We start from the raw sequence: 25,095 nt of genomic DNA, 5'->3' as shown, positions 1-25,095 counted from the left end.
AGATGAAATGAGAGATGAAGTTATTGAAATTTTAGCAATGATTAATCCAGCAATTGACGCTGAAGATGAAGACCTAAATATTGCAGAAGATCTTGACTCTATGGATATCATCGCATTAATTGCTGAACTTGAAGATAAGTTTGATATCGAAATCACAATGGAAGAAAAGACAGAAGAAAACTTCCAGAATGTAGATACTTTAGTTGAAATGATTAAGCGTTTACAGTAATTTAAAATAACAAAATAGGAAAAAGGAAAACAAAAAGAGCCAAGCGAATTATTTTTATGAAAAATAAAAATAATTGAACTTGGCTTGTTTAATATAAAGAGGAAAAAAGATGGCAATTATTGATTATAATTTTATGTCTCAATCACTAATGCATCCCACAACAGTCAAACTAGTTATGCCTTGTAATAATAAGCCTGAATATGTAATGATTTTTTTGCATGGAGTGTTAAGTGATGCTAATAATTGTGTTAGTAATATGGATGTGCAGGGAATGGCTGATAGATATAAAGTAGCATTTATAATTCCAAGCTGTGGAAACAGTTTTTACATAGATCATGGAGTCGCATTTGGAAATTATGGAAAATTTGTAGGCACAGAACTTCTTGAGAGAATGAGAAAGCAATTCAGTCTTCCAATGGACAGGGAACACACCATTATTGCAGGATTCTCAATGGGAGGATATGGTGCAATAAGAAACGGTGCAAAATATTGTGATACATTTGGCACCGTAATAGGTTTATCTTCGGCATGCCTATATGAAAAATCAGTCAATGAACTTAATAAAGGAAAATTTGGTTATTACAAATTACAAATGTTTGATAAGGTCTTTAAGGAAAAATCAGTTCCGGGTAATTTTAGCGAGAATTACAAATATGTAATTGAAGAGAAATTAAAGAAAGGAAAAAAATTACCATTCTTTTACATTTCATGTGGCAGGGAAGAAGAACTCAGACAGATTAACACTGAATTTGTTAATTATTTAAAAGAATTACATGTAAAATGTTATTACAATTTATCTCACGGCGAACATAATTGGCAATTGTGGTCTAGGGAAATAGATAAGGCTCTTATGTATGTTACCGGTGGTGAAGGTGAAAATAGTTTTGTGGGTAAAGGTGTATAAAAATAATGAAAAAAATTGAAATTAGGAAAATGACATATACAGAAAAAAGGTATTGGGACTAAATGAAAATTGCTGTAATGACGATGAATTAAATTTGTGTCTCGTAAAGGAATTATAATTTGTATAATTGTATTGCAGAAATTAGTCATGCAGTAATATTAAATATAATCAATATATCTATACAGAAAAATCAAAATAAAATATTAAATAAAATCAAGGATGTTTTAGAACAAACATAGAGTTAAAGGGCTTTTGACAAAATTATAAAAATAAATTTAGTCTTATGAGTATTCAAATGTTGACATTGAAATAATTTGTGAGTAAAATTTATCTTATGGGTCGAGTAAAGTATATACGAGACTAAATAAAGTGCAATAGCAATCAGAGATAACTTGCCTTTTGCAGGGCACCAATCCTTACTGATAGTATTACACAGATAAATCGGAGGAAAAAAATATGGACAAGAAGAATATTGATTGGTCAAATTTAGGTTTTGGTTATGTTCAGACAGAAAAGAGATTTGTCTCAAATTTTAAAGATGGTAAATGGGATGATGGTCAGTTAACTGATGATGCAACAGTTGTTATCAGTGAATGTGCTGGTGTATTACAGTATGCACAGACATGTTTTGAAGGAATGAAAGCTTACACAACAGAAGATGGTCGTGTAGTAATATTCAGACCTGATTTAAATGCAAAGAGAATGGAAGACTCAGCAAAGAGACTTGAAATGCCGGTATTCCCTCAGGATAGATTTGTAAAAGCAATTGAAGAAACAGTAAAAGCTAACTTAGATTATGTACCACCATATGGTTCAGGTGCTACATTATATATCAGACCTTATATGTTTGGTAGTTCATCAGTTATTGGTGTAAAACCTGCTGAAGAATATCAGTTCAGAGTATTTACAACACCTGTTGGACCATACTTCAAAGGTGGCGCAAAGCCTATCACAATCAAAGTAAGTGATTTTGACAGAGCAGCACCTCATGGTACAGGTCATATCAAAGCCGGACTTAACTATGCTATGAGTTTACATGCAATCGTTACAGCCCATGCAGAAGGATTTGACGAAAATATGTACTTAGATGCAGCAACAAGAACAAAGGTTGAAGAAACAGGTGGAGCTAACTTTATATTTGTTACAAAAGACAACACAGTAGTTACTCCTAAGTCAAACAGTATTCTTCCTTCAATCACAAGACGTTCATTAATGTATGTTGCAGAACATTATTTAGGGCTTAAAGTTGAAGAAAGAGAAGTATATTTTGATGAAGTAAAAGATTTTGCAGAATGTGGTCTTTGTGGTACAGCAGCAGTAATCTCACCTGTAGGAAAGATTAATGACCATGGTAAGGAAATCTGTTTCCCAAGTGGAATGGAAGAAATGGGACCTATTACTAAGAAATTGTACGATACATTAACAGGAATTCAGATGGGAAGAATTGAAGCTCCTGAAGGATGGTTATACGAAATTAAATAAAAGTATATAATCTAAAAAAGAATATACAAGTTAAAAGATGCAGTTGTGGACGAGTGTTTGCAGCTGCATTTTTGATTTTAAATGACCACTTTATTTCTTGATAATTAATTTGATTAATTATATACTTAAGTTGCAATAGCAAAGTATGAATACAATAGTAAGAATTTGAAGTTTTGATAAAAATTAAATTACGAAAGAATAGGAGTGACAGGTTGTAACCTGAGAAGATAGAAAATTATGCAAAATAAAGACAAATGTATTGCTATATTTAAAACATTTATGAAAATTGGAGCGTTTACTTTTGGTGGTGGATATGCGATGTTACCTATGATTGAACGTTCCATGGTTCAACAGAAAAAGTGGATTACAGAAGAAGAAATGACAGATATGGTTGCAATTTCAGAAGCAACTCCGGGACCGATAATGGTGAATCTTGCTACATTTGTAGGAAGTAAAATCGCAGGAGTGCCGGGAGCAATAATGGCTACATTAGGAGTGATTGTTCCATCATTTTGTGCAATAACAATTATAGCTATGTGTATGAGACAAATAAGTGATATGATGCTTGTAAAATACGCTTTTGTTGGAATAAGAGCGGCGGTTTTAGTATTAGTTGTAAAAGCGATAGGAGTTGTTTATCGTGGATGCAATAAAAGTGTATTTGCCTATATAATAATGGGACTGGCATTGTTGTTGGTTGCATTTTTTAATGCTAATGCAATAATGGTACTTATAATAGCAGCAATATTAGGAATAGTGTATTCAAAACCATGGAAAGGGGAAGATAAATGATATATTTAAAATTATTTATTAACTTTTTCAAAATTGGTCTTTTTACCTTTGGTGGCGGATATGCAATGATTCCCATGATACAGGAACTTGTACTTAGCAACAAATGGATGGACACAAAGCAAATGGTAGATTTTATTGCAATCAGCGAAACTACACCAGGACCGCTTGCAATTAATATGTCAACTTATGTTGGATATGAGGTCGCAGGAATACCAGGAGCATTCTGCAGTACATTTGCAGTAGCATTACCATCATTCATAGTTATTATTCTTGTCGCAAGAGCTTATAAAAAATTTAAAGATAATAAAGTCGTTGTTGCAGTGATGAACGGAATAAAACCGGCAGTCGTAGGACTTGTCGGAGCAGCGGTTTTATCTGTTGCAGGAAATGTATTTACCGTTGGAAACTCAGTTTCAAAAATATTAACATCGGATAATCTTATATCATTAATAATAGTTATTACGTCAGCAGTTATGGCGATAAAAAAGAAAAATCCGGTAATCATTATATGTATTGGAGCCTTGTTGGGCATTATATTAAAATTTGCAGAAAGCATAATAATGTAGAACTGCAAATTAATTGTTTAAATCTTAAAATAAAAAATTAGGAGGGTTTTATGGAAAATTTATACGACAAAGCAAGCGAAATTTTAAATCAGGTAAAACAGGCGGTTGTTGGCAAAGATGATGCAATAGATAATATATTTGCGGCAATTTTAGCCGGTGGACATATTTTGATAGAAGATATGCCTGGAGTAGGAAAAACAACAATGGCTTTATCATTTGCAAAAGCAATGGGAATATCAAAGAAAAGAATACAGTTTACTACGGATATTATGCCGTCAGATTTGGTAGGTTTTTCAATTTATGATAACGAAACAAAATTATTTAAATATCAGTCAGGAGCTTTGATGTGTAATTTATTTTTGGCGGATGAAATAAATAGAACATCACCGAAAACACAGGCAGCGTTATTAGAGGTAATGGAAGAAAAACAGATAACAGTAGATGGTGTTACAAGAAGTCCGGGGAAACCATTTGTTGTAATTGCAACAGAAAATCCGGAAGGCTCAGCGGGTACACAACCGTTGCCGGATTCTCAATTAGACAGATTTATGATTTGCATTCACATGGGGTATCCGTCAGTTGATGAGGAAGTAGAAATTTTAAAAAGAAGACAAAAAGGAAATCCAATAGAAAATGTAAGACAGGTTTGTACTGCAGAAGATATTATTGCAATGCAAAATGAAATAAATGATATTTATATACATGATTTAGTATTTGATTATATTGCAAGGCTTGCAAAAGCAACGAGAGAAGATGAATTACTTAAAGCAGGTTTAAGTCCAAGAGGAACAGTTGCACTTGCAGGTATGAGCAGGGCATTAGCATGGATGGACAAAAGAAATTATGTTATTCCTAAGGATGTAAGCAATGCATTTGAGCCGGTTGCATTACATCGAATTACATTAAGCACAAAAGCAAAAGTAGGAAATGTAAAAAAAGAAAGCATTACAAAGAAAATAGTGGCACAGGTTAAAGCACCAATTGTTAGAAATAAGTAGAGAGGACGCTATGATAAAAAGATTAATAGAGTATATTATTTTGATTCTACTTACGATAATATTATTTTTCTTATACGATGATGAGATAGTAGGAATGATGCTTGTTATGGAGATAGTGTATTTACCGGTTTCTGTTATTTATATAAATTTGTGCAAATTATTTGTAAATGTACAAATGAAAAATTTGCAGCCTGTTGTAGAAAAAAATGAAAAATGTTCAATATTATTTGAAACAAGCAGTAAAGCATTTATTCCTTCGGTAAATATTGTGCTAAATATAGCTGTCAAAAACAGATTTACGGGAAAAAGTAAAAAGATAAAATTACGTGGGAAAACAAATGGAAAAAATAAGAATGAAATATATTATGACGTTGAGTTTAACCAGTTCGGAAGCGTAATTATCTCATTTGACAGTTATGAAGTACTAGATTGGTTTGGCATTTTTTCTTTAAAGAAAAAAGTCGAAGAGAAAGAAAATATATTAATATATCCGGAATTAAAACTTGTAAATGTAGAGGTAAAACAAAGTACAAGAAAATTTATAACTGAGGCGGACTATTATTCTACATATGAATCGGGAGATGATCCGTTAGAAACTTATCAGATAAGAGAATATAGAGAACAGGATTCAATACATGATATACATTGGAAACTATCAGCAAAAAATGACAAGCTTCTTGTTAAAGAAAGGGGAAAACCTGAAGGGTGTGCAGTGTTGATATGGGTTGATTTCTGTGGCAATAGCAAAGATAAAAAAAGCATAATTGAATCAATAGAAATTGCAACCGATATTTCATTTTCACTGCTTCAGGAAAAATGCAACAATGTGGTTTCATGGTATGACGGACAAAGATTGAAAACAGTTAATTTTAAGATAACATCATTGGAAAATTTATACCAAATGCTAAACGAAATATTGATTACAGATGTACACAAACTGCAGGAAGAAAATAGTTATGCATTAAATGATAAATTAGAAAAAGAAAACTATAGTACTGTCATAGAAATGAAATCTAATGGAATTATAAAAATTAATGATAATGAGCTTAGAATAACGAAAAACAAGAATAAAATACAATGGGATAAATTATATTTTGAAGTATAAAAAGCAAATTTATATTAATAAAATTGTCTAAATTATGTTTTAAAATAAAATAGTAAAATAGTTTATTACTAATTTTAAAATTAGCAAATTTCGTTGAAAGGCTTATATAAAATTATGGAGAAAAATGCATTGAAGGGTTGGAATAAAAAAAACATACTAGGTGTTGGTGTTAAAATCAGTATTTTAGCTTTTTTAATTGTGACTTTTTTTAATACAATTTTTTACGAATTTAAAATAAATGCAAATATAAACAGATTAATATTATTTGTATTAATTATAGTAATTATTGCGTTTATATGTGTGTATTATTTTAGATATATTTATAAATGGCTGCTTATAATCGGAGCAATGAGTGGTGTAACTTTAGGTATATGTATTTTTAGAAATGTTGAGGCTGCATGTGCTCATCTTATAAGAGGTATTTCGCCTATTTCTGAAGCCTATTATTCTATTTATAAAAAATATAATAATATTTTAAATTCAAATTATATCCTTGATTATTCAAATTTAAATAAAATAGGAATTAATAAATATTTGTCATTAAAAGAAATAACTAATGTAAAAGATAACTGGGAATTTTGGGTTATTGTAACATTAGTGATTTTTGTGATTTCGATTACATTTGTCTTAATTACAAAAAAGGAAAAAGGATTTTTCGTGGTTACTTTATTTATGGTAATTCCTATTGCATTAACATGTACTGTTGGAGCATTCCCATCAACTGAAAACTGCTTATTTATAATTGGCGGAGTAATGGTATATAGATTATATTTTGTTTTGAAAAAATATGGAAATGCAATTGGGAGCATAGTTGCCGGAGGGATAGTTTTAACTGTTCTTATATGTTTGGCTTTTGGAACAAAATCCTACATTAAAGAAAATAGAAAAATAAATGAAATTCAATATTTAGAGGCAAAATCAAGTATTCAGAATTTTCAACTTAAGGAATTGCCAACACAAATATTATCATTTTTTGGAGGACCATTTAGAAATGATAAAATAGTTTTAAATGGTAATTTGAATAATAGTAGTGAACGTACAATTACAGGAACAAAAATGATTAAAGTAACATTAACTCAAATGCCTGATGGAACGTTTTATATTAAAAATTTTGTGGGTGAAACTTATAAAAACAATAAATGGAGTGAGTTTAGTTTATCTGATTTAGAAAAAGATTCTAGTGGCTATAGATTGATGAAAGAAGCTGAGAACCGAAAAAGAATATATGGGGAAACTTACAATAGAATAAATCATTCAAGAGTGCCGGCAGCATTACAAATTGCAACATTAGATGTTTTTGCAGAATGTAAGAATATTGCATTTGTACCATATTATGCAAAAGTCACAGATGATGATACGGTGAATGGACATGGAAATCTAAATTTTATAAGTGGAGAGAATTCAAAAACATATCAGAAATATAATTATTTTCCAATGGAAGATGCTATGGCATTAGATGAGATGGATTATGGTAGTGATTTTGAAGACTGGAAAATTTATGAAAACAAAGTGGCGAAAATTGTAGATGAGCAGATTCCGGACAAATTGAGTAAAATAAGAGAATATAAAAGTAAGATATATTCTGACAATATAGATGATGTATCAAGTAATATTGATAAATTATTTTCAAATGGATTTAAATATACTTTAATGCCGGGAAAGACTCCGTCAGGGCAGGATGTATCAGAGTATTTTTTGACAGAGAGCAGAAAAGGATTTTGTGTTCATTTTGCTACAACTGCAACATTAATGTATAGAATGTGTGGAATCCCAGCAAGATATGTGGAAGGATTCGCAATCCCATCGAGTGCATTTGAAAGAGATAAAAATGGACATTATACGGCAGTTGTAACAGATAAGATGGCGCATGCATGGACAGAAGTGTTGAATTCATATATCGGGTGGGTTGTTAAAGATCATACAATAGCTGACACATCCTTAACTGAAGCTGAATCTGTTAATAGCCCGGAAGAAAAAGAGAATGAAAATGTAACTAATAAAATTGTAGAAGCAACAACTTTACAAAAACAGGTTAATGAGACACAAAGCAATGAAAAGAAAAATACTGATTTAGAAAATTCAAATGAGAGTGACACGAAAAATAGTGATAATACAAACATAAACGGAAATAGAAAAGTGATGGTTGGCATTATGTTGCTAGTTATAATTGCAGTCGTGATTTTATTTGTCGAATTTAATGCATTAAAGAAGAAAAAATTACGAAAATGCAGAAATATGTCTGCTGTTGAAGCGTATACTTATCTTTATTGCGTTGGAAGAAGAATGTGCGCAGGCAAAAATAATTTAAAAAGAAAAACATTAAGTGGTGCAAATCCAATAAATGTGAAGGCTAGAAGTTTAAATAAAGGAAACAGAGAAGAATCAAATATAAACAAGAAGAATAATTTGAATAAACAGACAATTGAATATGATGAATTTGAATATATAATGAATGAGTTGGATATTGTGAATAAAGAAGAGTGGAACTGGTTATACAAAAAGGCTTTGGAAGAAAAATTTTCTGATAAAAAGATAGAAAGTGAAGATGAGAAAAAAGCATATTTTATTTATATTAATTTTAGAAATAAATTAATTAAGAAAATGAAAAAAGATAATAGATATGGTAAACTAATTTGGCTTAGAATTAAAGGAATGTAAATTTTATAAACTATAGAAATGTTTTTCCTTTAATTATTTAAAAATTCGATATTTTTCACCTAATTTTTTATATTTCACTAGACAAAGAAAATATAATTTGTTAAAATTATAACAATCTCAGTGGACATAGGGATAACTGCGTGAATTAATGGTATTCACACAAATTTTACATATATTTTAAATGCGGTTTATTGCAAGATATATTGGCCTATGTTATCATTGAACAAGAGTGTGTCGTAAGGGATTACTTAGAATATATATTACAAAAGCGACGCGTAATTAAATTATTTTATATGGAGGATATTTATCATGTCAAAGAAAGTAGTTATTGCAGGCGCATGCCGTACAGCTATTGGTAAAATGGGTGGAGCTTTAAGCACAACTCCAGCACCTGTTTTAGGTTCTATCGTTATTAAGGAAGCTCTTAACAGAGCAGGCGTTCCAGCTGATCAGGTTGATCACGTATATATGGGATGTGTTATCCAGGCAGGTCTTGGACAGAACGTTGCACGTCAGGCAGCACTTAAGGCAGGACTTCCAATTGAAACACCAGCTGTAACAGTTAACGTTGTTTGTGGTTCAGGTCTTAACTGTGTAAATATGGCAGCACAGATGATTCAGGCAGGAGATGCTGATATCGTAGTTGCAGGTGGTATGGAAAACATGTCAATGGCACCATATGCTTTACCACAGGCTAGATTTGGTTACAGAATGAACAACGGAACAGTTGTTGATACAATGGTTAATGATGCTTTAACAGATGCATTTAACAATTACCATATGATGATTACAGCTGAAAACGTAGCTGATCAGTGGGGACTTACAAGAGAAGAATTAGATGAATTCTCAGCTAACTCACAGCAGAAATGTGAAAAGGCTATGGCTGAAGGAAAATTCAAAGATGAAATCGTTCCTGTTGAAGTTAAAACAAGAAAACAGACAATCATCGTTGATACAGATGAAGGACCAAGAGCTGGAACAACAGTTGAAACTCTTAGCAAGTTAAGATGCTGCTCAGGTAAGCCTGATGGAGTAGTTACAGCAGGTAATGCATCAGGAATTAATGATGGTGCAGCAGCAGTTGTAGTTATGAGCGAAGAAAAAGCTAAAGAATTAGGTGTTACACCAATGGCTACATTCGTAACAGGAGCACTTGGTGGTGTTGATCCATCAATCATGGGTGTTGGACCTGTTGCTTCTACAAAGAAAGCATTAGCAAAAGTTAATATGACAATCGATGATATGGACTTAATCGAAGCTAACGAAGCTTTCGCAGCACAGTCTGTAGCAGTTGCAAGAGACTTAAAATTCGACATGAGCAAAGTAAACGTAAACGGTGGTGCAATCGCACTTGGACATCCTGTTGGAGCTTCAGGTTGCCGTATCCTTGTTACATTACTTCACGAGATGCAGAAGAGAGACGCTAAGAAGGGTCTTGCTACATTATGTATCGGTGGTGGTATGGGATGTACTACAATCGTTGAACGTGACTAATAAAAAATAAATGAAATGCAGATGATGGATTGTTAATTGAAGTTAATAACTTTTTAATCTGTTAGAGAATAAGTTAATAATTTTTACATATGCATTTCGTCTTAAGCAATCAGGTGAGCTCTTTCACATATTGAAATAACGGTGATGGGGCTTACCTGTTTGAAGTGTAAATTGTTTTTTTGAGATGGCTCAATATAACAAATATTTTACTTTTATAGCCCAAAGCGTAGAATGCTATTTGCTTTGACTTTTATATTAAGGAGAATAAATATGGAATTTATCACATATGAACAGGAAGGATTTGTAGGTGTTCTTACAATCAACCGTCCAAAGGCACTTAATGCTTTAAATAGCCAGGTACTTACTGAATTAGAAGAAACAATTGATGCAATTGATATTAATACAACAAGAGCATTAATTATCACAGGTGCAGGCGAAAAATCATTCGTTGCAGGTGCAGATATAGGAGAAATGTCAACACTTACAAAAGCAGAAGGTGAAGCTTTTGGTAAAAAGGGAAATGATGTATTTAGAAAGATTGAAACATTAGAAATCCCTGTAATCGCTGCTGTTAATGGATTTGCATTAGGTGGTGGATGCGAAATTTCTATGAGCTGTGATATTAGAATCTGTTCTGAAAATGCAATTTTTGGACAGCCTGAAGTAGGTCTTGGAATTACACCTGGATTTGGTGGAACACAGAGACTTGCAAGAATTGTTGGACCGGGAATGGCTAAACAGATGATTTATACAGCAAGAAACATTAAGGCTGCTGAAGCTTTAAGAATTGGTCTTGTTAATGCAGTATATCCTGTAGAAGAATTAATGGATGCAGCTAAGAAGATGGCTAATGGAATCGCTATGAACGCTCCAATTGCTGTCAGAGCTTGCAAGAAGGCAATTAACGAAGGACTTGAAGTAGGTATGGACGATGCAATCGTAATCGAAGAAAAATTATTCGGTAGCTGCTTCGAAACAGAAGACCAGAAGGCAGGAATGGGTAACTTCCTTGAAAAAGATAAAGAAAAGAAATTAAAGGTAGTACCATTTGCAAATAAATAAGCGGAATGCTGAATTTATATTCAGATAATATTTATATTTTCATTTAGGAGGAAAAACAATGATAGTAGGAGTTATTGGTGCAGGAACAATGGGTGCAGGAATTGCACAGGCATTTGCAATGACAGACGGATATGAAGTACGTCTTTGTGACATCAAGCAGGAATTTGCTGATGGAGGAAAGGCAAGAATTGAAAAGAACATCAACTTCCTTGTTGGTAAAGAAAAAATCACAGCAGAAAAAGGTGCTGAAATTTTAGGAAAAATCCAGACAGGATTAAAAGACATCTGTACAGACTGCGATTTAGTAATCGAAGTTGCTCCAGAAGTAATGTCAATTAAGAAAGAAACATTTAAGGAATTACAGAGCATCGTAAAACCTGAATGTATTTTTGCTACAAATACATCATCATTATCAATCACAGAAATCGGTGCTGGACTTGACAGACCTATGATTGGTATGCATTTCTTCAACCCAGCTGACAGAATGAAGTTAGTTGAAGTTATTGCTGGTGGAAACACACCTAAGGAATTAGTTGAACAGATTAAGACAATCGCTACAGAAATCGGAAAGACTCCAGTAGAAGTTGCTGAAGCTCCAGGATTTGTTGTTAACAGAATCTTAATCCCAATGATTAACGAAGCAATCGGAATCTATGCTGACGGAATCGCTTCAGTAGAAGATATCGATACAGCCATGAAGCTTGGTGCTTCTCATCCAATGGGACCATTAGCATTAGGTGATTTAGTAGGTCTTGATATTGTACTTGCTATTATGGAAGTACTTCAGGCTGAAACAGGTGATCCAAAGTATCGTCCACATACACTTCTTAGAAAGATGGTACGTGCAGGAAAGCTTGGAAGAAAGACTGGCGTTGGTTTCTACGATTACAGCAAATAATACAATATACATGAGAGTTAGGGAGTGCCACTAGTCGATGATTAGTGGTATCCCCTTATATATTTATTTAATTTACATGGAGGAATTTAATAATGGATTTTACATTAAGTAAGAAACATGAAATGGCTCAGAGCCTTTTCAGAGAATTTGCCGAAAATGAAGTAAAACCTCTTGCACAGGAAACAGATGAAAATGAACAGTTCCCTGTAGAGACAGTTGAAAAAATGGCAAAAAATGGTTTCCTTGGTATCCCAGTTCCTAAGGAATATGGTGGACAGGGATGTGATCCTTTAACATACGCTATGTGCGTTGAAGAATTATCAAAGGTTTGTGGTACAACAGGTGTTATCGTTTCAGCACATACATCACTTTGTATCGATCCTATTATGACATTTGGTACTGAAGAACAGAAGCAGAAATACGTAGTTCCACTTGCAAAAGGTGAAAAATTAGGTGCTTTCGGTTTAACAGAACCAGGTGCTGGTACAGACGCACAGGGACAGCAGACAAAGGCTGTTTTCGATAAAGAAACAAATGAATGGGTATTAAATGGTTCAAAATGTTTTATTACAAATGGTAAATATGCAGATATTTATATCATCATTGCAGTTACAGGTAAAGTTGAAAAACGTGGTAGAATGATGAAAGAAATTTCAGCATTCATCGTTGAAAAAGGAACACCTGGATTTTCATTTGGTACAAAAGAAAAGAAGATGGGTATCCGTGGTTCAGCAACATACGAATTAATCTTTGAAGATTGCCGTATTCCAGCAGAAAACTTACTTGGTAAGCAGGGTAAAGGTTTCGGTATCGCTATGCATACACTTGATGGTGGACGTATTGGTATCGCAGCTCAGGCTCTTGGTCTTGCAGAAGGTGCTTTAGAAACAACTATTGCATACGTAAAAGAAAGAAAACAGTTCGGTAGAACAATCGGACAGTTCCAGAATACACAGTTCCAGTTAGCAGACATGGCTACTAAGGTAGAAGCTGCTAAGATGCTTGTATACAAGGCAGCTAAGGCTAAAGAAACACAGAAGACATATTCTGTAGAAGCAGCTCAGGCTAAATTATACGCAGCAGAAGTTGCAATGGAAGTTACAACAAAGGCTGTTCAGTTACACGGTGGTTATGGTTATATCAGAGAATATGACGTTGAGCGTATGATGCGTGATGCTAAGATCACAGAAATCTACGAAGGAACTTCAGAAGTTCAGCGTATGGTAATTTCTGCAAACTTATTAAAATAATTTAGGAGGTACTTATCGTGAAAATTGTCGTTTGTGTAAAACAGGTACCTGATACAAAGGGTGGAGTTAAATTCAATCCAGATGGTACATTAGATAGAGGTGCAATGCTTACAATTATGAACCCTGATGATAAAGCAGGTCTTGAAGCAGCACTTAGATTAAAAGATCAGTATGGCGCAGAAGTAACAGTAGTTACTATGGGTCTTCCAAAGGCTGAAGAAGTTCTTCGTGAAGCTATGGCTATGGGAGCTGATAAGGGAATCTTAGTAACTGATAGAGTTTTAGGTGGAGCTGACACATGGGCTACATCAACAACAATCGCAGGTGCTATCAGAAACCTTGATTATGATATTATTATTACAGGACGTCAGGCTATCGATGGTGATACAGCTCAGGTTGGACCACAGATTGCTGAACATCTTAACATTCCTGTTATCTCATATGCACAGGATATTAAGGTTGATGGAGATAGCGTAATTGTAGAACGTCAGTATGAAGACAGACATCACGTAATTAAAGCTCAGATGCCTGTATTAATTACAGCACTTTCAGAATTAAATGATCCTCGTTATATGACTCCAGGTGGAATTTTTGATGCTTATGATGCAGAAATTACAACATGGGGAAGAGCAAATCTTGTTGATGTAGAAGATGGAGACCTTGGATTAAAGGGTTCACCTACAAAGATTGCTAAAGCATCTGATAAAGTTCGTAAAGGCGCTGGAGAAAAAGTTACTCCAGATAGCCCGGCTGAAGCAGTTGATTACATCATGGATAAGCTTTTAACAAAGCACGTTATTTAATTAGAGAGGAGATTTAATCATGCAGAATATAAATTTAGAAGATTATAAAGGCGTATATGTCTTCGCTCAGCAGGTAGATAACGAATTAAGCTCAATCGCGTTCGAACTCCTCGGAGAAGCAGGAAGACTCGCAAAACCATTAAATACAGAAGTTACAGCAGTACTTCTTGGATCAAACGTTGGAAATCTTGTAGATCAGTTAGCTGAATATGGCGCTGACAAGGTTATCGTAGTAGATGATCCTGAACTTGAAACATATAGAACAGAACCATATGCACATGCTTTAGCAGAAGTTATCAACAAATATAAACCTGAAATTATGTTAGTTGGTGCAACAGCAATTGGTAGAGATTTAGGTCCTACAGTTTCAGCTAGAGTTGCAACAGGTTTAACAGCTGACTGTACATTACTTGAAATTGGTGACTTCCCATTAGTTGCTATTCCAGGTAAGGAACAGAAACACAATCAGTTATTAATGACTCGTCCGGCATTTGGTGGAAACACAATTGCTACAATCGCTTGTCCTGATAACCGTCCTCAGATGGCTACAGTACGTGCAGGTGTTATGCAGAAGGCTGAACCAAAGCCAGGTGCTAAGGCAGAAGTTATTGAATTCAATCCAGGATTTACACCTAACAACAAATATGTTGAAATCATGGATGTAGTTAAAGAAGTTGCTGAAACAGTTAACATCATGGACGCTAAGATTTTAGTATCTGGTGGACGTGGAGTTGGAAGCAAAGAAAACTTCAAGATTCTTGAAGATTTAGCAGAAGCTCTTGACGGAACAGTTGCATGTTCTAGAGCAGTTACAGATAACGGTTGGTTACCAGTTGACAGACAGGTTGGACAGACAGGTAAGACAGTTCGTCCACAGGTTTACTTCGCAATTGGTATTTCTGGAGCAATCCAGCACGTTGCAGGTATGGAAGAATCAGATCTTATTATTGCTATCAATAAAGATGAAGATGCTCCTATCTTTGATGTAGCTGATTATGGTATCGTTGGTGATTTAAACAAAATCGTACCACAGCTTACAGAAGCTATTAAGGCTGCAAAGGCTAATGCATAATTAAATATAATATACGTTAAGTTATATTAACATATTTAGGAATCTCCGCATCTTTGGATGCGGGGATTTTTGACTTCTCGACATCATGTATAATAAATCCTCAATTATTCATATAAAATTAATATAGAAAAAAGAGTGAAACTTTGTTATAATTTTGTGGTTACAATAGTAATAAAAATAAAGAAAGGAAGTATAAGATGACAAACAAGTTATCTATACAAAGGAGAAAATGTTAGAAAAAATATTCAAACTTAAAAAAAACAATACTTCTGTAAAAACTGAAGTTATTGCGGGTATTACAACATTTATGACAATGGCATATATTCTTGCTGTAAACCCTAACATCTTAAGTGCCTCAGGAATGGACAAAGAGGCTATTTTGATTGCTACATGTATAGCATCATTTGTTGGAACAATGTGTATGGCATTTATGGCAAATCTTCCATTTGCCTTATCAGCAGGTCTTGGATTAAATGCATACTTTGCTTACACAGTATGTGGAGAAATGGGATATTCATGGCAGATTGCTTTATTTGCGGTATTTGTAGAAGGTATTATATTTATAATTCTTTCATTAACAAATGTACGTGAAGCAATTTTTGATGCTATTCCTCTTAATCTTAAAAAGGCAGTATCAGTAGGTATTGGTTTATTTATTGCATTTATCGGATTACAGAATGCAGGATTAGTAAATGATTCAGAATCTACACTTGTTACAATTACAGATTTTACAAGTAACTTCCATACAGCAGGAATTTGTGCATTATTAGCAGTAATCGGTGTATTTATTACAGCTATTCTTTACATTAAGAGAGTAAAAGGTTCAATCTTAATAGGTATCGTTTCAACATGGGTTTTAGGAATTATTTGTGAACTTACAAAGATTTATGTTCCTGATAACGAAAGCTTTTTCTCAGTAATTCCAACACATTTTGTAAGCTTTGATTTTTCAGCTTTAGGAGAAACTTTTGGACAGTGCTTTAAACTTGATTTTAAAGCAGTAGGAATTGTTAACTTTATTATTGTAGTATTTGCATTCCTCTTTGTTGATTTATTTGATACATTAGGAACAATTATTGGTGTTAGTACAAAGGCTGGAATGCTTGATGAAAATGGAAAGCTTCCTAACATTAAACCAGCTCTTATGTCAGACGCTATTGCTACATCAGCAGGTGCTATTTTAGGTACATCAACAACAACAACATTCGTAGAATCTTCAGCAGGTGTTGCAGAAGGTGGTCGTACAGGTTTGACAGCAGCAGTAACAGGTTTATTATTCCTTGTTTCAGTTGTTCTTTCACCATTATTTATTACTATTCCATCATTTGCTACAGCACCGGCATTAATTATGGTAGGATTCCTTATGTTTGGAGCAGTAACAGATATTAAATTTACAGATGATAATTTGACAGATGCAATCCCTGCATATCTTTGCATTATTGCAATGCCATTGTTCTATAGTATCTCAGAAGGTATCTCAATCGGAATTATTTCATATGTATTATTAAATGCTATTTGCGGTAAAGCAAAAGAAGTAAAACCATTGATGTACATTCTTGCAGTATTATTCGTATTAAAATATATATTCTTATAAGAAAAAAATAGAATTTAATAAAATTCTAGAAAATTTAAGAAAAAACAACAGAAAAACAAAAGACCTTTGTCATTATTAGATGTCATCAATATGTTAGAAAAAAACTAATTATTGATAGTCATTGTGGCAGAGGTCTTTTTGATGAAAAATAAATTTTGGGATAGTTGAATTAAAATAATGTATAAGATATTTATAAAATTCAAAAATTCTTAAAGAAATATTTATTTATTTAATGTCGAAAATTGTTATTATACTATTTAGATAAGCAGAAAGAAGGTACGATATGTCAAGAAGAGCAGAGAACTTAAGAAGAAAAAGACAAAGAAAAATAATGTTAATTAGAAAATATATAAGATTTACATTTTGCTGTGTACTTATAGTAGTTTTGGCATTTGCAATTAATTATCTAAAGAAAAATATGAATAACATATCTGAAGGTGGAAATAGTGGCGGAAATAATGTAAAAAAAATAAAAGAATCAAAAGAGGAATCAGCAAAAGATGTAATAAAAAACTATGCAGAAAAACATGGTTACACTTTAGAGGATTATCCGGAAAATATAAAAAAATTATTTGAAAGAAATAAAGAAACAAAAGATTTTGTCTTGAAATATCCTGAAAAAAAGGGAAAAGCATACGATATTGATTTTTCAAAATATAAGAAAACTACAGAGGTTCCGCTATTTATGCAATGGGATCAGAGATGGGGTTATTATACATACGCAGGTGATTGTATGGGAATTACAGGCTGTGGACCGACATGCCTTTCGATGGTGGCTGTTTATGTGACAGGAAACATAAAATATACTCCGAAAATGATTGCAGATTTTGCAATGAAAAATGGATATGCAGATGAAGAAAATGGTTCATCATGGTCGCTTATTTCAGAAGGTGGCAGGCAGCTTGGCATGCAAGTTATAGAAATACCGTTAGATGAACAAAGAGTAAAAGATAATTTGGAAGTAGGTAATCCAATTATATGTGTAGTAGGGCCAGGAGATTTTACGACACAGGGACATTTTATAGTATTAACTAAATATAAAGATGGAAAAGTAAGTGTTAATGATCCTAACAGTAAAGCAAATTCGAATAAGCAATGGGTGTTTGAAGATATAAAAGACCAGATAAAAAATCTATGGGTTTTAAGATAAATTAAAGGATTAAAAATAAAAAATGAAAGAAAATTTGATTTTTAAAGCAGGAGATATAAATAGATTAGAGGATATTTTTAAATTGTATGTTGATGCAAGAAAGACTAAAGGATGTACATGGACAGAAGAATATCCAACAAAAGAAATAATAAAAAATGATATTTTAAGAGGGGATAGTTTTGTTATAGTTAATAAAAAAAACAATGAGATAATAGCAGCAATTTCAATAGATGATGATAAGTTAGTAGAAGAACAGAAATGCTGGTCAAAAGAACTAAAACCGGCAGGGGAACTGGCAAGACTGGTAATAGCTGAAGAATATAGAGGTAATGGACTTGCAGGAAATTTGATACAAGGAGCCATGGAAAACTTACAAAAAAGAAAATATAAGGGAGTACATTATCTGGTAAGCCCAAATAACGCTAACGCACTGAGAGCATATAAAAAAATGGAATTTAATGATTGTGGAAGAATATTTTTGTATGACCATGAATGGATATGCTATGAAAGGGGAATATAAAAAGGTATAAATATAATAAAAAGTGTAGAAAAGGTGCAATAAAAAAGAATAACATTAAAAAATGATTCAAAAAACAATAAAAAAGTATAAAAAGCATAATAAAAAAGTTACCAGATTAGTAATTGAGTTTTGTTGAATAAAACTGTATATGTAGTATAATATTCATATGGAATAACGGAAAATTAATATTCAATTTAGAAAAATTATAATAATGACTATAGATTGATTATAAATGCGAGATAATAATGACTGGAGGACATATGAAGAAAACGGTTTTAGTTGTTGAAGACCAGGAAATGAACAGAGAAATTCTTAAAGCCTTATTAGAAGACAGATATACTGTTATTGGGGCTGAGAATGGTCTTGAGGCATTAGAAATTTTAAAAACAGACAGTGAACGTATTTCTGCAATTTTATTAGACATTGTAATGCCGGTTATGGACGGATATGGATTTCTTGAAGAATTTAAGAAAGAACCGGAATATAATAAAATACCTGTAATTGTAACAACAGATAAAGATGCGGATGAAACGGAAGAGAAGGTCTTGGCTTTAGGCGCTAATGATTTTGTAAATAAGCCATATAATATCAAAGTATTGCTTAGAAGAATCGATAATATTATCGATATGAAAGAATCCATTTACAGACTTAGAGATGCTGAAAGAGATTCTTTGACAGGAGCTTATAACAGAAAGGCTTTTTATAGAAAGGCAAAAGAAATAATAAAAAGTAATCCGGAAGAAAAATATCAAATTATTGCGTCAGATATAGAAAAATTTAAATATTTTAATGATGCATTTGGATGGAAAGAGGGAGACAGCCTTTTAAAATTTTATACTGAGATGCTAAATGGAGCGTTTGAAAATAAGGATGTGTTGTTTGCCCGTGCCCATTCAGATATTTTTTACTTTTTATCTAAGGAATCCGATAATATAATTAATACTTTAATATATGCTACGAAGATGGTATATCAGAGATTTTATGAAGCAAAAATAAGTTTTAAATTTGGTGTATACAATATTGAAGATAAGAGCATCATTATAAATTCTATGTGCGATAATGCTATTGCAGCATGTAATCAGGCTAAACTCACATATGATCATGATGTGTACATATATGACGATGCATTAATGAGTAAAAATCAGCAGAATATTCAGATTACAAAAACTATGAAACAATCTCTTATGAATGAGGATTTCAAGGTGTATTATCAGCCTAAATATGATATTCAGACTAATAAGATGATTGGAGCAGAGGCACTTATAAGATGGCAACATCCGGAATTAGGATTTATTTCGCCGGGTGAATTTATTCCGATATTTGAAGAAAATGGATTTATTACTGAACTCGACATATATATATGGGAGCATGTATGTGGATTCATTGAGAAAATGAAGAATGAACACAATAAGATTCTTCCGGTATCTGTCAATGTATCAAGAAAAGATATTTACAAAGAAGGACTTCCGGAGATTCTTAAAAGTATGGTTGAAAGACATAATCTATCACCTACATACTTACACTTAGAAATTACAGAATCAGCATATATGGAAAATACTGAAAATCTTTTAGAAGTAGTCAGAAGATTAAAAGAATATGGATTTATTATAGAGATGGATGACTTTGGAAGTGGATATTCATCATTGAATATTTTAGCTGAACTTCCAATAGATATAATTAAGCTTGATATGAAATTCATTCAGAATGAACAGAAAAATAAGAATAGCCATAATATTATCAGTTCAATAGTAAATCTGGCAAAATGGATGAATCTTATAATTGTAGTTGAAGGTGCAGAGACAGAAGAACATATTCAGTATTTGAGAAGATTAAAATGTAATTTTGTACAGGGATATTATTTCTCAAGACCGATACCTGAACAGGAATTTAAAAATAAATTATTAAGTGAAGATATAATTCCAATTTTTAATTTAGAGAGTTATAAAGAGTACAAGAAATTATCAATAGATGACCAGAACGGCGAGACAGAAGTGATAGTCCTTGTGGATGAATTACAAAGAAACCATGAAATGTTTAGAAACTATCTGGATACGGAATATAGATTTGTAGAGTTTGACAATGAAGAAGAAGCTTATCAATTTATAAAGAAGAATTATTACAACATTATTTTAACAGTTGTAGATACTAATATAAATGAAGAAGATAAGTTTCATTTACTTTACGAAATGAAAAAGAACGATAAATTAGATGAGATTCCGGTATTATATACAACAGGTGACAATGAAAATGTATATAAAGATATTGCATTTAAAAACGGTGCAGATGGTATGCTGTTTAAACCATATGACAAATATGAATTAAACAATACGGTTGAAAGATTATTTGAAGAGCATCGTAAAAAGGTAATTCAGAAATTACGAGTTGTTGAAGGTCAGGTTAAACTTGATACAATGACAGGACTTCTTAACAGAAAAGAGTTTGAAAGACAGGTAAGATTGTTCTTGAGCAGTTCAGGAAAAGAAGCTATATTCCTTATGATTGATATTGATAATTTTAAGGGAGTAAATGATAGTCTTGGACACATTATGGGTGATCAGGCAATAATTAATGTGGCCAATATTCTTGACAGTGCTTTTTCAGAAGAAAATTTATCGTGTAGATTTGGTGGAGACGAATTTGCTGTATTTATAAAGCGTGGAATGACAATAGATGAACTTAATAACGAAATGGAAATATTGAGAAATAAACTACGTATTAATGTGGGAGAAATGAAGATTTCATGTTCAATAGGTGTTGCAATGTTTCCGGCTCATGCGACAGAATATAAAGAACTTTACAGATGTGCTGACATGGCACTTATTCAGGCTAAGAAATTAGGAAAGAATCAGTTCCAGATATATACAGGTAATGAAGAAATGTCAATGCCTATAGATGTTAGAAACATGGGATGGCTTATTGAAGAATCACATGAAATTATATTTATATGCAATGAAAAAACAAAAGAATTATTGTATATGAATCGTGCAGCAAAGGAAGAATTAACTTCTGATAAAACAAAAGAACTTATTGGATTAAAATGTCATGAGACAATATGGGATTCGAATACACCATGTGAACATTGTGATAAATTCTGTAATGAACTTATTAAAGAAGTTGACGTTAAGAATGAGGATACAGGTAAGACATATAATATTAGAATAAGAAAAGTACCTTGGAATTCAGGGTATGCGCTTATACATTTTGCAGAAGATATTACAAAGAAAATACAGGATGATAATATTATTAACGGAATGCTTGATAATATCAGGTTTGGACTTGAAGGAGAAAAATATACTTATTGGCATGTGGCAATGGATACAGATGTATGTGATGTCGGAACAAAAGCTAAAGAAATTTTTGATTTAGATACTGATAAAGTAGATTATGTAGAATTTATGAAAGAAAAAGTTGTTTCAGATGAAGAGATTGATAAATTTATTAAATTCTATGAAGAAACAAAGTCAGATAAATCAAATAAAAAAATACAATTAAATTGTTTTGACAAAGATGGTACATTAAGAAAAACTCTATTAAGTCATATAGTTTTAGAAACACCAAATGAGCAGTATAATGGAATAATCGGATTGTTAAATTATGTTGATTAAACCATGATTAATTACTTTCGTTAGAGATATTTTATACTGCTAAAAAGAGAATATGCATTTTTGACACCTACATTTATATATTGTATAATGTGTGTGTTTGCAGCTATAAGGAGCCGTAAGGCTCCTTATGTTATATATCGGGGAAGAGAAAATGATATATAAAGACTATATGTGAGTATGTAGTTGTTGCATACAAAGGCTTCTATAGTTTATATAAGTCAAAGAGGTATCACTTTTATATAAGAGAATTTCAATGAACAAAGGATTATGGGTATCCTTAATTAACCCAAATATAAAAAGGAGGAAATAAATGTTCGGATTAAAAAAAGATAAAAAACCGGAAGCACAAGTGTTTGTTGACTATGAACATTGGTATTATGCATACAGAAATAAGTTTCAGATGAAGCCTAATATTGAAGAGTGGATTGAAGAACTAAAACAGGAATATAATATTACAAGATTGTATGTTTTTGGGGATTTTTCAAAATATAATATAGGAAATGATTTAGAAAGATTAAAAGGAATTACTAAGAATATTATACATACAGCCAGCGATAAAGAAGGCGTAGATAAAGATTTTACAGATGTAATTATTTTAGATGCAATTTATAGAAGCGCTGCAAAAAAAGATAAAACAAAAGTATATGTTTTGTTTACAGGTGACGCACATTTTACTAAAGTTGCAGAATACTTAAAGGAAATAGGCAAAAAAGTTATTATTTATGGGGTTAAATATTCATTTAGCAATAAACTTAAATCAGTCGCAACAAGTTATGTCGAGATGCCAAGACAGTCACAGGAAAAACATCATTATAATGAACTTATTCTAAATAGTTTATATAAACAGAAACAGAAAAATCGTTCAGTTGTTACATATTGGAAGACCATTCAGTGTGTAGCGGATTATAATAAAGTTCCGAAAGATAAAGTAAAGGTTGCTGTTGACGGATTAATAAAACAGAAGTATTTATATCAGGAAGAGAAGAAATTTAAGAGGGGAAAAGTTGTTTCTGTATTGAAAGCAGATTGGAATAAGATTTCAAATGATGGTATTTGGGAGAAGGAATAAAAATTCCGTTTATCTAAAAGCAAATTCCACAGCACGATGGAAGAGTGAAATTTAAAATTTTAATTTTGGAAGGAATAAAAATATTAAAAAACAGTTGATTTTTTTGCTACAAAAAGTTAGTATAGAAAAAGATTAATTATTTATAAGACGTTGAGAGGAAGAAGTAACTTAATTGTACTTGCAAGAGAGTAATCGGTTGGTGTGAGATTATGAAGTAGATTTTGTGAAATACATCCTGGAGTTACAACCTGAAAAGAAATGAGTAGGGAATGTCGGGAGCGCCCGTTATAGCGCAAGAGTGTGTTTGCACTCGTAGAGGAAGATTTCGTGAGAAATTTTTATTTAGAGGTGGTACCGCAGTTAATGCCCTCTGTATCGTAAGATGCAGAGGTTTTTTTTATGTATGGCAAGGTCATATTTATGAATCTAAGCTTAAAAAATGCAATTTTAATTTTCGCAGATAATAGAAAATTGCATATCGGTATCAAAAATTTAATAAGTATCCTAATAACTTGAAACACTTATAAAGAAATTTAATGAATTTTAATTTAAGAAAGGAAAAAAAGATGACAATTTATGATGAATTAGTAGCACGTGGTCTTATAGCCCAGGTTACAGATGAAGAAGAAATTAAAGAATTAATTAACACAGGAAAAGCAACATTTTATATTGGATTTGATCCTACAGCAGATTCACTTCATGTAGGTCATTTTATGGCTTTATGTCTTATGAAGAGATTACAGATGGCAGGCAACAGACCTGTTGTATTGCTTGGTGGTGGAACAGGATACATAGGTGATCCTTCAGGACGTAACGATTTACGTCAGATGCTTACACCTGAAACAATTGAACATAACTGCGAATGTTTTAAGAAGCAGATGGAAAGATTTATTGATTTTGGAGAAGGTGGAGCTATTGCAGTAAACAATGCTGATTGGTTATTAAAACTTAACTACATTGATGTATTACGTGAAGTAGGACCATGTTTCTCAGTTAACAATATGCTTCGTGCAGAATGCTACAAGCAGAGAATGGAAAAAGGTTTAACATTCCTTGAATTTAACTATATGATTATGCAGTCATATGACTTTTATCATTTATTTAAAGAATATGGATGTAACATGCAGTTTGGTGGAGATGATCAGTGGTCAAATATGTTGGGTGGTACAGAATTAATCCGTCGTAAACTTGGAAAAGATGCTTATGCCATGACAATTACACTTCTTATGAATTCAGAAGGAAAGAAAATGGGTAAGACAGCTAACGGAGCAGTATGGCTTGACGCTAATAAAACATCTCCATTTGAATTTTACCAGTATTGGAGAAATGTAGGAGATAAAGACGTATTAAAATGTATCCGTATGTTAACATTCCTTCCACTTGAAGAAATTGATAAGATGGATGAATGGGAAGGAAGCCAGTTAAATAAAGCAAAAGAAATTCTTGCATTCGAACTTACAAAGATGGTTCATGGTGAAGAAGAAGCAAAGAAAGCTGAAGAAGCATCAAAGGCATTATTTGCAGGTGGTGGAGATGATTCAAATATGCCAACATCTACAATTACACATGAACAGTTAACAGATGGTGGAATTGGAATCATGGATTTAATGGTAACTTGTGGATTAGCAGGAACAAAGAGTGAAGCAAGAAGACTTGTACAGCAGGGTGGCGTATCTGTTAATGATGAAAAAGTTTCTGACATAGGCTTTGTTGTTACGGAATCAATGTTAAAAGAAGGAGCAAAGATTAAAAAAGGTAAAAAGAAATTCCATAAGGCAATTATGGACTAAGATTTAATTCAGAATCGATAATACAAAAAGTAGAACACTTATTACATTCTAAGT

Annotated in this window: 19 protein-coding genes, 1 pseudogene and 1 other annotated feature; all 20 genes and pseudogenes read left to right on the top strand. The window is 32.4% G+C overall.

The window, feature by feature from the left end; translation table 11 throughout:
- The first annotated feature begins 7 nt into the window (after positions 1-7).
- The 20 genes and pseudogenes from CCC31_RS04565 to tyrS all read left to right on the top strand — a co-directional run bounded on the left by CCC31_RS04565 (position 8) and on the right by tyrS (position 25,041).
- Positions 8-229, top strand: a complete 222-nt coding sequence (locus tag CCC31_RS04565) for a phosphopantetheine-binding protein (protein ID WP_022087867.1) — start codon at positions 8-10, stop codon at positions 227-229.
- 109 nt (positions 230-338) lie between these two features.
- Positions 339-1,133, top strand: coding sequence for an alpha/beta hydrolase-fold protein (locus tag CCC31_RS04560; RefSeq protein ID WP_022087868.1), 795 nt, complete (start codon positions 339-341; stop codon positions 1,131-1,133).
- Between the two features lie 447 nt (positions 1,134-1,580).
- Positions 1,581-2,615, top strand: a pseudogene (locus tag CCC31_RS04555) (branched-chain amino acid aminotransferase); the annotation flags it as partial.
- Between the two features lie 237 nt (positions 2,616-2,852).
- Entirely contained in the window at positions 2,853-3,407 is a 555-nt protein-coding gene (locus tag CCC31_RS04550; protein ID WP_022087870.1) for a chromate transporter, read from the top strand.
- Positions 3,404-3,973, top strand: coding sequence for a chromate transporter (locus tag CCC31_RS04545; protein ID WP_290849941.1), 570 nt, complete (start codon positions 3,404-3,406; stop codon positions 3,971-3,973). The genes CCC31_RS04550 and CCC31_RS04545 overlap by 4 nt, the downstream gene beginning before the upstream one ends.
- A 50-nt stretch (positions 3,974-4,023) precedes the next feature.
- A complete protein-coding gene (locus tag CCC31_RS04540) occupies positions 4,024-4,971 on the top strand; it encodes a MoxR family ATPase (protein WP_117909631.1) in 948 nt (315 codons plus the stop codon).
- 10 nt (positions 4,972-4,981) lie between these two features.
- Positions 4,982-6,076, top strand: a complete 1,095-nt coding sequence (locus tag CCC31_RS04535) for a DUF58 domain-containing protein (RefSeq protein WP_290849938.1) — start codon at positions 4,982-4,984, stop codon at positions 6,074-6,076.
- Positions 6,077-6,205: 129 nt separating this feature from the next.
- Positions 6,206-8,734 (top strand): transglutaminase-like domain-containing protein, encoded by a 2,529-nt coding sequence (locus tag CCC31_RS04530; RefSeq protein WP_290849936.1) that lies wholly within the window; start codon positions 6,206-6,208, stop codon positions 8,732-8,734.
- A 309-nt stretch (positions 8,735-9,043) separates the two neighbouring features.
- A complete protein-coding gene (locus CCC31_RS04525) occupies positions 9,044-10,228 on the top strand; it encodes an acetyl-CoA C-acetyltransferase (protein ID WP_022087875.1) in 1,185 nt (394 codons plus the stop codon).
- Between the two features lie 270 nt (positions 10,229-10,498).
- Complete coding sequence (locus tag CCC31_RS04520; protein WP_022087876.1) at positions 10,499-11,290, top strand: enoyl-CoA hydratase-related protein; 792 nt, start codon at positions 10,499-10,501, stop codon at positions 11,288-11,290.
- A 58-nt stretch (positions 11,291-11,348) separates the two neighbouring features.
- Positions 11,349-12,188, top strand: a complete 840-nt coding sequence (locus CCC31_RS04515; RefSeq protein WP_022087877.1) for a 3-hydroxyacyl-CoA dehydrogenase NAD-binding domain-containing protein — start codon at positions 11,349-11,351, stop codon at positions 12,186-12,188.
- Between the two features lie 92 nt (positions 12,189-12,280).
- A complete protein-coding gene (locus CCC31_RS04510) occupies positions 12,281-13,438 on the top strand; it encodes an acyl-CoA dehydrogenase (RefSeq protein ID WP_290849933.1) in 1,158 nt (385 codons plus the stop codon).
- Positions 13,439-13,455: 17 nt separating this feature from the next.
- On the top strand, positions 13,456-14,241 hold the full coding sequence (locus CCC31_RS04505; protein ID WP_022087879.1) for an electron transfer flavoprotein subunit beta/FixA family protein: 786 nt from the start codon (positions 13,456-13,458) through the stop codon (positions 14,239-14,241).
- Between the two features lie 19 nt (positions 14,242-14,260).
- The gene (locus tag CCC31_RS04500) at positions 14,261-15,313 is read left to right on the top strand and encodes an electron transfer flavoprotein subunit alpha/FixB family protein (RefSeq protein ID WP_022087880.1); all 1,053 of its coding nucleotides are present in this window, start codon (positions 14,261-14,263) and stop codon (positions 15,311-15,313) included.
- A 229-nt stretch (positions 15,314-15,542) separates the two neighbouring features.
- On the top strand, positions 15,543-16,907 hold the full coding sequence (locus tag CCC31_RS04495; protein WP_022087881.1) for an NCS2 family permease: 1,365 nt from the start codon (positions 15,543-15,545) through the stop codon (positions 16,905-16,907).
- Between the two features lie 283 nt (positions 16,908-17,190).
- Positions 17,191-18,057 carry a C39 family peptidase gene (locus CCC31_RS04490; RefSeq protein ID WP_117909625.1) on the top strand — a complete coding sequence of 289 codons (867 nt, stop codon included), beginning with the start codon at positions 17,191-17,193 and terminating at the stop codon, positions 18,055-18,057.
- Positions 18,058-18,079: 22 nt separating this feature from the next.
- Positions 18,080-18,577, top strand: coding sequence for a GNAT family N-acetyltransferase (locus tag CCC31_RS04485; RefSeq protein WP_290849929.1), 498 nt, complete (start codon positions 18,080-18,082; stop codon positions 18,575-18,577).
- Positions 18,578-18,837: 260 nt separating this feature from the next.
- Positions 18,838-22,182 carry an EAL domain-containing protein gene (locus tag CCC31_RS04480; protein ID WP_290849927.1) on the top strand — a complete coding sequence of 1,115 codons (3,345 nt, stop codon included), beginning with the start codon at positions 18,838-18,840 and terminating at the stop codon, positions 22,180-22,182.
- Positions 22,183-22,492: 310 nt separating this feature from the next.
- Positions 22,493-23,251: an NYN domain-containing protein gene (locus CCC31_RS04475; protein ID WP_118565450.1), complete on the top strand. Its 759-nt coding sequence runs from the start codon at positions 22,493-22,495 to the stop codon at positions 23,249-23,251.
- Positions 23,252-23,392: 141 nt separating this feature from the next.
- Positions 23,393-23,625: a binding site (T-box leader), on the top strand.
- A gap of 192 nt (positions 23,626-23,817) precedes the next feature.
- The gene (gene tyrS, locus CCC31_RS04470; RefSeq protein WP_290849925.1) at positions 23,818-25,041 is read left to right on the top strand and encodes a tyrosine--tRNA ligase; all 1,224 of its coding nucleotides are present in this window, start codon (positions 23,818-23,820) and stop codon (positions 25,039-25,041) included.
- The last annotated feature ends 54 nt before the right edge of the window (positions 25,042-25,095 follow it).

The sequence above is a fragment of the Eubacterium sp. LMAG:50 genome (assembly GCF_008680265.1).
Lineage (GTDB): Bacteria > Bacillota > Clostridia > Lachnospirales > Lachnospiraceae > Eubacterium_U > Eubacterium_U album.
The sequence above is the reverse complement of the archived record's forward strand: the minus strand, read 5'-3'. Positions and strand labels throughout refer to the sequence as shown.

Bases quoted from the DNA above. Each gene is read 5' to 3' on its own strand.
- CCC31_RS04515 (WP_022087877.1), top strand. From the start codon at position 11,349: ATGATAGTAGGAGTTATTGGTGCAGGAACAATGGGTGCAGGAATTGCA.
- CCC31_RS04480 (WP_290849927.1), top strand. From the start codon at position 18,838: ATGAAGAAAACGGTTTTAGTTGTTGAAGACCAGGAAATGAACAGAGAA.
- CCC31_RS04520 (WP_022087876.1), top strand. From the start codon at position 10,499: ATGGAATTTATCACATATGAACAGGAAGGATTTGTAGGTGTTCTTACA.
- CCC31_RS04560 (WP_022087868.1), top strand. From the start codon at position 339: ATGGCAATTATTGATTATAATTTTATGTCTCAATCACTAATGCATCCC.
- CCC31_RS04490 (WP_117909625.1), top strand. From the start codon at position 17,191: ATGTCAAGAAGAGCAGAGAACTTAAGAAGAAAAAGACAAAGAAAAATA.
- CCC31_RS04540 (WP_117909631.1), top strand. From the start codon at position 4,024: ATGGAAAATTTATACGACAAAGCAAGCGAAATTTTAAATCAGGTAAAA.
- CCC31_RS04545 (WP_290849941.1), top strand. From the start codon at position 3,404: ATGATATATTTAAAATTATTTATTAACTTTTTCAAAATTGGTCTTTTT.
- CCC31_RS04510 (WP_290849933.1), top strand. From the start codon at position 12,281: ATGGATTTTACATTAAGTAAGAAACATGAAATGGCTCAGAGCCTTTTC.
- tyrS (WP_290849925.1), top strand. From the start codon at position 23,818: ATGACAATTTATGATGAATTAGTAGCACGTGGTCTTATAGCCCAGGTT.
- CCC31_RS04495 (WP_022087881.1), top strand. From the start codon at position 15,543: ATGTTAGAAAAAATATTCAAACTTAAAAAAAACAATACTTCTGTAAAA.
- CCC31_RS04535 (WP_290849938.1), top strand. From the start codon at position 4,982: ATGATAAAAAGATTAATAGAGTATATTATTTTGATTCTACTTACGATA.
- CCC31_RS04485 (WP_290849929.1), top strand. From the start codon at position 18,080: ATGAAAGAAAATTTGATTTTTAAAGCAGGAGATATAAATAGATTAGAG.
- CCC31_RS04565 (WP_022087867.1), top strand. From the start codon at position 8: ATGAGAGATGAAGTTATTGAAATTTTAGCAATGATTAATCCAGCAATT.
- CCC31_RS04475 (WP_118565450.1), top strand. From the start codon at position 22,493: ATGTTCGGATTAAAAAAAGATAAAAAACCGGAAGCACAAGTGTTTGTT.
- CCC31_RS04500 (WP_022087880.1), top strand. From the start codon at position 14,261: ATGCAGAATATAAATTTAGAAGATTATAAAGGCGTATATGTCTTCGCT.
- CCC31_RS04525 (WP_022087875.1), top strand. From the start codon at position 9,044: ATGTCAAAGAAAGTAGTTATTGCAGGCGCATGCCGTACAGCTATTGGT.
- CCC31_RS04550 (WP_022087870.1), top strand. From the start codon at position 2,853: ATGCAAAATAAAGACAAATGTATTGCTATATTTAAAACATTTATGAAA.